Here is an 8,204-nt window from a genome sequence, read left to right as displayed (position 1 = left end):
GGATCATCGATCAGAACGGGTCGCTGCCCAGGCGGATTTCCACGTTCAGCAGCGAGCACAGCGCCAGCATCGCGTCGTCGTCGCGGGTCAATGCCATCACGCCGGTGAAACCGTCGCTGCCGGCATCCACGCTCCACAGCGTGTAGTTGTGCTCGCGCAGGCGGTCGAAGGCGGTGGACATCAGCTGCACGCCGTCCAGGTCTTCGGCGAAATCCTCGTCGTCCAGGTCGCCACCCCAGTCCAGCTGCAGGTTGAAGCGCGCCGACAGCTCGTTCACCGCCGACTGCAGCGAATCCAGATCATCACGTTCCACCTCGAAACCGGACTGCCAGGCGATGGCCGTGAACAGGGCCGGCAGCCAGTCACTGTCTGCCTCCAGCGGCTGCCCGTCCTCGGCCAAGTGCTCGCGCCAGCGGTTGAACTGCTGCAGGGCCAGCTCTTCGTCGCCCTGGTTGATCAGCACCAGCAGGTTCCAGACCCGGGCCTCGAAGCCGTCTTCGTCGAAGTCGTGGATGTCTTCCTCGAAGTCGAAATAGTCGCTGTTGTCGGGCATGGCGGAACTTCCTCTGGGGCAGGCCGGCATTCTACGGTTTATCCTGTGCCGCTGAAGCCGGCCTTGGTGGCCGTCACTGTGAATGAAGCGATGAGCGATACCCCTCCCGACCACCTGGCGATCAACCCGGCCAGCCCCTTCCATGATGCGCAGGCGCTGGAGCGCGGCGTCGGCGTGCGTTTCAACGACGTCGAGCGCGACAACGTCGAGGAATACTCGGTCAGCGAAGGCTGGATCCGCGTGCAGGCCGGCAAGGCCCGCGACCGCCGCGGCAACCCGATGACCATCAAGGTCAAGGGCAAGGTCGAGGCGTATTTCCTGGACCAGAAACCGGAATAACCGGCACCGGCATGTAGAGCCGAGCCTGTGCTCGGCTGCTTTTCGTTCCGGGTTCATGACGCCTGAAGCAAGCGTAGCCGAGCATGGGCTCGGCTCTACATGCCAGGGCGGAATCCGCGTCAGCGTCAGCAACGCCCGGTCCCAGGCATCATTCGCGCTTGCGCGACTCCAGCAGGTCCAGGTTGCGGATCAGGCGCCGCGAGATCTCATCGGAGATCACCCCGCGCCGGGTCAACCGGAACAGCTCCTCGCGCTCGGCATTGAGGCCGGCGCTGCGCAGCTGGCGGTAGCCCATTTCCATGCGTCGCACCTTCTCCGGGTCCACGTCGGGCCCCTCGCTGTCGCGCTCCAGGTGGCGCTGGTACAGCAGACTCACCCGCGACGCGGCGTCGTTGTACAGCTGCACGTTCTCGGTGTTCTGGTTCATCACCAGCTGCTGGCGCATGCGCTCGACCCCGGCCAGCGCCGCCTTCGACGACAGCCGGCGCGCCAGGTCCTCTTCCTTGCGTTCACCCGAATCGGCCGGCAGCTGCAGGCCCTTCAGCAGCTGCGGCAGCGCGATGCTGGCGCCGAGCAGCGAGAACAGGATCACCGAGGCGGCCAGGAAGATCACCAGGTCACGTGCCGGGAACGCACTGCCATCAGGCAGGAACAGCGGCAGGGTCAACACGCCGGCCAGGGTGATCGCACCGCGCACACCGGCCACCGAGGTCGCCACCACGATGCGCCAGTTCGGTGCCTCGCCCCGCTCCAGGCCGCGACGGCGCGCGCGCAGCAGGTTCCAGCGCAGCGACAGCCACACCCACAACAGGCGCAGCACGACCAGCGCCAGATTGATCACCACCACATACACCAGCAGCCACCACGCACTCTGGTGGCCGGTCTCGTTCATGGTGGTGGTGGCGCGTTCGACGATGCCTGGCAGCTGCTCGCCCAGCAGCACGAACATGATGCCGTTGAAGCTGAACTGCAGCATGTTCCAGACCCCGGCACGCTGCACGCGCATGCTGCCGGAGACGCGGCCGGTCAGCTCGACATAGCTCATCGCGATACCTGCGGCGACCGCGGCGAGGATGCCGGAGGCGTGGATCTCTTCGGCCAGCAGGTAGGCCGCGAACGGAATGAGCAGGTTGACCAGCATCGCCGCGCCCGGCTCTTCGCCGAAGCGGCGCCACAGCCAGCGCTGGAAGGTCGACACACCAAGGGTGACCGCCACGCCCACCGCAAGGCCGGCCACGGCCACCCACACGAAGGTCAGCGAGGCCGTGGCCAGCGAGAACGTGCCGGTCATCACCGCAGCCACCGCGAACCGGAAGCAGACCAGGCCCGATGCATCGTTGAGCAGCGACTCGCCTTCCAGGATGTGCATCAGGCGCTTGGGAATCGGCGCCTTGGAGGCGATCGCACCCACTGCCACAGGATCGGTCGGCGACACGATCGCCGCCAGCGCGAAGCACACCGCCAGCGGCATCACCGGAATCAGCCAGTGGATCAGGAAGCCGGCGCCGATGACGGTGAACACCACCAGGCCGAACGCCAGCTCGAGGATCGCGCCCTTGTCGCGGAACAGGCCCTGCTTGGGAATGCGCCAGCCATCCAGGAACAGCAGCGGCGGCAGGAACAGCAGGAAGAACACTTCCGGCTCCAGCGCGTGGCCGCGGTTGAACACCCCGGCGATCACCGCGCCCAGGCCGATCTGCACCAGCGGCAGCGGCAACGAGAACGGGAGGACGCGAACCAGGTAGCCGCTGGCGACAACGGCCACCAGCATCGCCAGGACGACTTCAATGGTATGCATGCTTCTTCCAGGAAGCGGCGCGCGGGGAGGCTCGAAGGCCAGCGCCGGAAACCCGGAAAAAACTACCACATGCGGCCACGACCGCGATGGCCGGGGCCGCCGCGCGTCAGCCCCGGCTCATGCCCCGTCGAAGCGGTACAGATCCATGGCGAGGAAGCCGGCATCGATGCCGGCGTCGATGCGGCGTGCACCGAAACCACCCTCGCCGGCCGCGCCCATCGCAAAGAACAGCGGCAGCAGGTGCTCGTCGGTCGGGTGCGCGCGCTCGGCGAACGGCGCCTGCCGGCGATAGTCGAACAGCGCCTGGCGGTCATCAGCGGCCAGGCGCTGCTCCACCCACTCGACGAAGGGGCGCACGTAAGGCGCTTCCTTGCCGTCCTGGTAGTCGCCCCAGTCGTGCAGGTTGTGGGTGATGCTGCCCGAGCCGACCAGCAGCACGCCCTGCTCGCGCAGCGGCGCCAGCGCGCGGCCCAGCGCGAACTGGTGCTCGGGACCCAGCAGCGGCTGGATTGACAGCGGTACCACCGGGATGTCGGCCTGCGGGCGCAGCAGCCGCAGCGGCACCCACGCACCGTGGTCCAGGCCACGCTGCGGGTCGAGTGCCACCGGCAGGCCGGCAGCGGCGATGCGGCCGGCCACCTCTTCGGCCAGCGCCGGATCACCCGGCACCGGGTACTGCAGTTCGAACAGCGCGCGCGGGAAGCCACCGAAGTCGTGGATGGTGGGCGGCTGCGGATGCGCGCCGACCAGCGGCTGCCGGCCCAGCCAGTGCGCCGAGGCCATCACGATGGCACGCGGCGTGGGCAGGTCGCGCGCCAGCTCGGCCAGGCGCATACCGACCTGGCCCGGATGCAGGGCAGTCATCGGCGAACCATGGGAGATGTACAGCGAAGGCAGGCGGGACATGGAATGCTCCAGTTGCAGGATCAGGCGGCGATCAGCGCGAACGCAGGGTCCACTTGCCATCGCCGACCAGGAACAGCACCACCAGCGCCAGTGCCCAGAACGCCGGGTATTCCCAGCCGCCGCCGGCATTGGCGAAACCGAAGCCGTTGGCGCCGTGCACGGTGACGATGGTGCCCAGCAGCAGCGGTACGCCGACCAGGCCCACCCAGCGCGCATAGACGCCCAGCAGCAGCGCGACAGTGATCACCAGCTCGACGCCGATGGTGAGGTAGCCGAGCACGCCGGGCAGGCCCAGCGACTCGAAGTACGCCGCCGTGCCGGCCGGGGTGAATACCAGCAGCTTGGTCAGCGCATGGGCCAGGAACAGCACGCCCAGGGCCAGGCGCAGCAGGGTGGCGCCATACGGCGCCAGCGGCGAAACAGGAGCGGTCGTGGTGTGCATGGCAAAGCACCTTGAAGGGAGTGGGCACAGGTTATTGCGCCTTCACGGACTGATAAATACGATCGATTGACCGTATTTATTTCAAAAGGCGCAACAATGGATACCCTCGAGGCGATGCGCGTGTTCGTGGCGGTGGTCGAGCGCAATGGCTTCAGCGCCGCCGCCCAGGCTCTGGACATGTCCACCGCCGGCGTCACCCGCCAGGTCGCCGCGCTGGAAAAGCGCCTGTCCACCCGCCTGCTCCACCGCACCACGCGCCGGGTCAGCCCGACCAGTGCCGGCGCCGCCTACTACGCCCAGTGCGTGCGCCTGTTGGCCGAGTTCGACGCGCTGGAGGCCAGCATCGGTGCGCAGGCGCTGGAGCCCTCGGGCACGCTGCGCATCAACGCACCGGTCAGCTGGGGCATCGCCCGTCTCGGCCCGCTGCTGGCCAGCTACCGCGAACGCTTCCCGCAGGTGGAACTGGACCTGGCCCTGTCCGACCGCCTGGTGGACATGGTCGAGGAAGGCTACGACGTGGCCATCCGCATCACCCGCGAGCCCAGCCCCACGCTGATCGCACGCCGCCTGGGCGAATCGCGGGTGAGCCTGTGCGCCGCGCCGGCCTACCTGGCCGCACGCGGCACCCCACAGACCCCGCAGGACCTGCAGGCACACGCGTGCCTGGGCTACAGCTACTGGGCCGCCGGCAACAACTGGCCGCTGCAGGGGCCCGGCGGTGAGGTGAAGGTGGCGGTGAACAGCCTGCTGCACGCCAACAACGGCGACGTGCTGCGCGAAGCCGCGATTGCTGGCATGGGCGTGATCCTGCAGCCGGATTTCCTGCTGGAAGACGCGCTGGCCGATGGTCGCCTGGTGCGCATCCTGCCGGAGTGGGAAGCCTCGCCGATCGGCATCTTCGCGGTCTACACCAGCCGCAGCCACCTGGCACCGAAGGTGCGCAGTTTCATCGATCATCTGGTCGAAACCGGGGTGTAGACGAGTCTGGTGTTTGCCGGCCAGCGACCGGCAAATCCGAGATCCGCTCAGGCAGCGACTTCGTCCAGCGCATCGATGATCCGTTCGAGCGGTGCCGGCCGCCCCAGCAGGTAGCCCTGCACCTGGTCGCAGCCATGCGCCGCCAGCCAGTCCAGCTGCCCCGGCGTTTCCACGCCCTCGGCGATGATGGTCAGGCCCATGCTGTGGCCCAGCGACAACAGCGCGCGGCAGATCGAGGCATTGCGCGGATTGGTTTCCACGTCGGCGACGAAGCTGCGGTCGATCTTCAGGATGTCCAGCGGCAGGTGCTGCAGGTAGGACATGCTGGAATAGCCGGTGCCGAAATCATCCAGCGACACGCTGATGCCCTGCTCGTGCAGGCGCTGCATGGTCTGCATCGCCTGCGCCGGCTTGCGCATCAGGCTGCTCTCGGTCAGCTCCACGTGCAGGGCACCGCGGGCCAGGCCGAAGTCCTGCTGGGCACGGGTGAATTCGGCCACCAGGTCGCTGTTGAAGAACTGCACCGCCGATACATTGACCGCGATCGGCAGCTCGCCCCAACCGGCCTCGACCAGCCGGCGCTGCGCTTTCGCCGCCGCGCGGATCACCCAGCGGCCCAGCGCGAGGATCAGCCCGGTCTCCTCGCACAGCTGGATGAACTCGTTGGGCGGGATGAAGCTGCCGTCGGCCTGCGGCCAGCGCAGCAGCGCCTCCAAGGCGGCCGGGGTGCCATCGCTGGCATGCCGGATCGGCTGGAAATAGAGCTGGAATTCGTTGTCGATGGCGGCATGGATGCGCCCGGCCAGGCGCAGCCGGTCGGCCAGCCGTGTGGTCACCGCCGCATCGAACCAGACCACGACGTTGCCCTCGGCGCGCGCGGCGTGTGCGGCCTGTGCAGCCATACCGATCACCTGCTCGGCGCTGTGGCCGTCACCGGCGGTGTGCACGGCCACGCCGATACGCGGCTCGAACTGGTGCAGTGAATCCTTGCCGCGCATCGGCGCCGACACGATCTGCAGCAGGTCGTCCAGCACGCGCAGGGTATCGTGCTCGGCACCGATGGCCAGCACGAAGTCCTCGGCTGGCTGGAAGGCCAGCGTGCCACAGCGCGCGCCCAGGCCACCGAGCCGGGTCGCCATCGACTGCAGCACCGCATCGCCGATCTCGCGGCCCAGCGTATCGGCCACCAGCTGCAGGCCGCGCAGCTGCACGAAGGCGATGGTGTAACCCTGTTCCTGCTCATCCAGCTGTTCGGTCAACGCACGCACGTTGAGCAGGCCGGTGGCCGGGTTGTGCCGTGCCTGATAGGCCAGGTCGCGCTCGTAGGCCAGCCGTTCGCTCACATCCTCGGCCAGCACCAGGCAGGCCGGCTGGCCATCGAAATCGAGCTTGGACAGGTGCGCGCGCACTTCGAACACGCTGCCATCCTTGCGCCGGTGCAGGCGCACGGTAGCGTCCTGCAGTTCGCCGACACGTGCTCTGGCGATCGCACCCTTCACCTCGTCCCAACCTTCGCGCGGGCGGATGTCGAGGATGCTCATCGCCAGGAACTCCTCGCGACTGTAGCCGTACTGGCGCACGGCGGCATCGTTGACCTCGATGAAGCGCAGCGTGTCCGGATCGAACACCCAGAACGGCGCCGGATTGCGGTCGAACAACAGGCGGAAGCGGCGTTCCACCTCGCTCATCTGCTCGCGGGCCTGGTAGCGCTCGCTGAGGTCGGTCAGCGCGCCGATCATGCGGCGCTCGCTGTCGGCCACCTCCACCCGCTGCCCACGTGCGCCCACCCAGCGCACTGCGCCCCCGGGCAGTACCAGGCGGAACACCTGGTCGAGCACCGCGCCACCGGCGAAGGCCTGGTCGAAGGCCTGCTGCAGGCGCGCCGCGTCATCACGATGCACGCGCGCGAAGAAATCGGCCACCGGCAGCGCATCGGTCTGCACGCCGAAGATCTCGCGCGCCAGCGGCGACCAGCGCAGCAGCGCAGCGTCCTCGTCCACGTACCAGGTGCAGACGCGCCCGACCTGATGGGCCAGGCGCAGCTCGGCGTGGCCCGTCTTCAGCTCCTCGGCCATTGCCTGCTGGCTGCGGGTGCTGCGGCGCACGGCATACAGCAGCACCAGCAACACCGCGATGTAGGCCAGTACGATGGCCACCGATGCCTGCAGGTAGGGCCACCAGGGCGCGAGCACGTCCTCGTCGGCCAGGCCGACCTGCACCGCCAGCGGGCTGCGTTCCAGCGTGCTGATGGTGATGATGCGCGGCACGCCGTCGACGACGCCCGGCATGCTGCCCAGTTCGACCACCGCCTGCTTGCCGAGCAGGTCGCGGCGCGGCAGGTCATAGCGGCGGCCCACCGTGCCATGCGGATCGGGTACGCGGGCCAGCATGTAGCCCTCGGCATCGCTGATCGAGACCAGTCCGTTCGGGCCAACATCGAGCCCGCCGACGATGCGCTGCAGTTCGCCACAGCGCAGCCGCGCCAGCAGCCAGCGTTCATCGGCCATCGGCAGCGCCAGCGGCACCACCCAGCCACCGTCGCTGGCGCGCTGCGGCGGTCCGATGTACAGCGAACTGCCCAGGCCGCGGCGCTGCGGATCGGTCCATAGCGGCAGGTTCAGGTCCCCGTTGCCGACCGTGAGGGCGCGGCCATAGCTGTCCAGCACCACGATGCTGTGCAGCTCGGCATGCCGGCGCAGCACGCCGCCGATGGAGGCATCCAGCAGCGCCGGCGCCTGCGCGGGCACACTGCGGAACACTTCAACGGCATCGGCGGCGATGCCGGACATCGCCCGCTCCAGGTTGCGCAACTCCAGCGCCAGCAGGCGCTCGCTGCCCACCGCCAGCGCACGGCTCTGGCGCTGCGCGGCCTCCAGCCGGCGGTGATGGTCGTTGGCCAGCATGGTGGCCAACCCGGCCACCAACAGAATGCCCAGCAACACCCCGCCCCAGGTAATGGCGCGCAGCGGCCGGGCCAACGCCCGTTTCAGCGCGGGCATCGGTTGGTCTTCCTTGTGCAGTCGGCTGGCTTCATGCGCGAACGAATCCTCCACGTCCCCGACCTCAACGGCCGGCGGACGCCATTCTTGACGCCTGACCCCACCCCGCATGGCCACCTCCCCGTGCCCGCGCAGGGTTCCCGGGCCCAGCATGCACCACCCCGGTGACGGCGTGAAGATCGCTTCCGC

7 protein-coding genes are annotated in these 8,204 nt (G+C 68.5%); 2 read left to right on the top strand and 5 right to left on the bottom strand.

The window, feature by feature from the left end; all coding sequences use genetic code 11:
- Nucleotides 1–10: 10 nt before the first annotated feature.
- A complete protein-coding gene (locus tag N5D45_RS20770) occupies nucleotides 11–553 on the bottom strand; it encodes a hypothetical protein (protein WP_279939545.1) in 543 nt (180 codons plus the stop codon).
- A 90-nt stretch (nucleotides 554–643) separates the two neighbouring features.
- Between N5D45_RS20770 and N5D45_RS20765 the strand changes: the two genes are divergently transcribed.
- Entirely contained in the window at nucleotides 644–892 is a 249-nt protein-coding gene (locus N5D45_RS20765) for a DUF3297 family protein (RefSeq protein WP_032128750.1), read from the top strand.
- 148 nt (nucleotides 893–1,040) lie between these two features.
- Here the strand turns inward: N5D45_RS20765 and N5D45_RS20760 are convergent, their stop codons facing one another.
- The 3 genes from N5D45_RS20760 to N5D45_RS20750 form a co-directional block, all read right to left on the bottom strand.
- Nucleotides 1,041–2,690: a Na+/H+ antiporter gene (locus N5D45_RS20760; RefSeq protein WP_010484128.1), complete on the bottom strand. Its 1,650-nt coding sequence runs from the start codon at nucleotides 2,688–2,690 to the stop codon at nucleotides 1,041–1,043.
- Nucleotides 2,691–2,807: 117 nt separating this feature from the next.
- Nucleotides 2,808–3,596 (bottom strand): class III extradiol ring-cleavage dioxygenase, encoded by a 789-nt coding sequence (locus tag N5D45_RS20755; RefSeq protein WP_279939544.1) that lies wholly within the window; start codon nucleotides 3,594–3,596, stop codon nucleotides 2,808–2,810.
- Between the two features lie 31 nt (nucleotides 3,597–3,627).
- Nucleotides 3,628–4,038 (bottom strand): DoxX family protein, encoded by a 411-nt coding sequence (locus N5D45_RS20750; RefSeq protein WP_010484130.1) that lies wholly within the window; start codon nucleotides 4,036–4,038, stop codon nucleotides 3,628–3,630.
- 96 nt (nucleotides 4,039–4,134) lie between these two features.
- Here N5D45_RS20750 and N5D45_RS20745 point away from each other — a divergent pair, with 96 nt between their 5' ends.
- Complete coding sequence (locus tag N5D45_RS20745; protein WP_049454392.1) at nucleotides 4,135–5,016, top strand: LysR family transcriptional regulator; 882 nt, start codon at nucleotides 4,135–4,137, stop codon at nucleotides 5,014–5,016.
- 47 nt (nucleotides 5,017–5,063) lie between these two features.
- Here the strand turns inward: N5D45_RS20745 and N5D45_RS20740 are convergent, their stop codons facing one another.
- On the bottom strand, nucleotides 5,064–8,126 hold the full coding sequence (locus tag N5D45_RS20740) for an EAL domain-containing protein (protein ID WP_057503521.1): 3,063 nt from the start codon (nucleotides 8,124–8,126) through the stop codon (nucleotides 5,064–5,066).
- Nucleotides 8,127–8,204: the final 78 nt, after the last annotated feature.

Origin of the sequence: Stenotrophomonas sp. GD03819, from assembly GCF_029841665.1 — a bacterium.
GTDB lineage: Bacteria > Pseudomonadota > Gammaproteobacteria > Xanthomonadales > Xanthomonadaceae > Stenotrophomonas > Stenotrophomonas geniculata.
The sequence above is the reverse complement of the archived record's forward strand: the minus strand, read 5'-3'. Positions and strand labels throughout refer to the sequence as shown.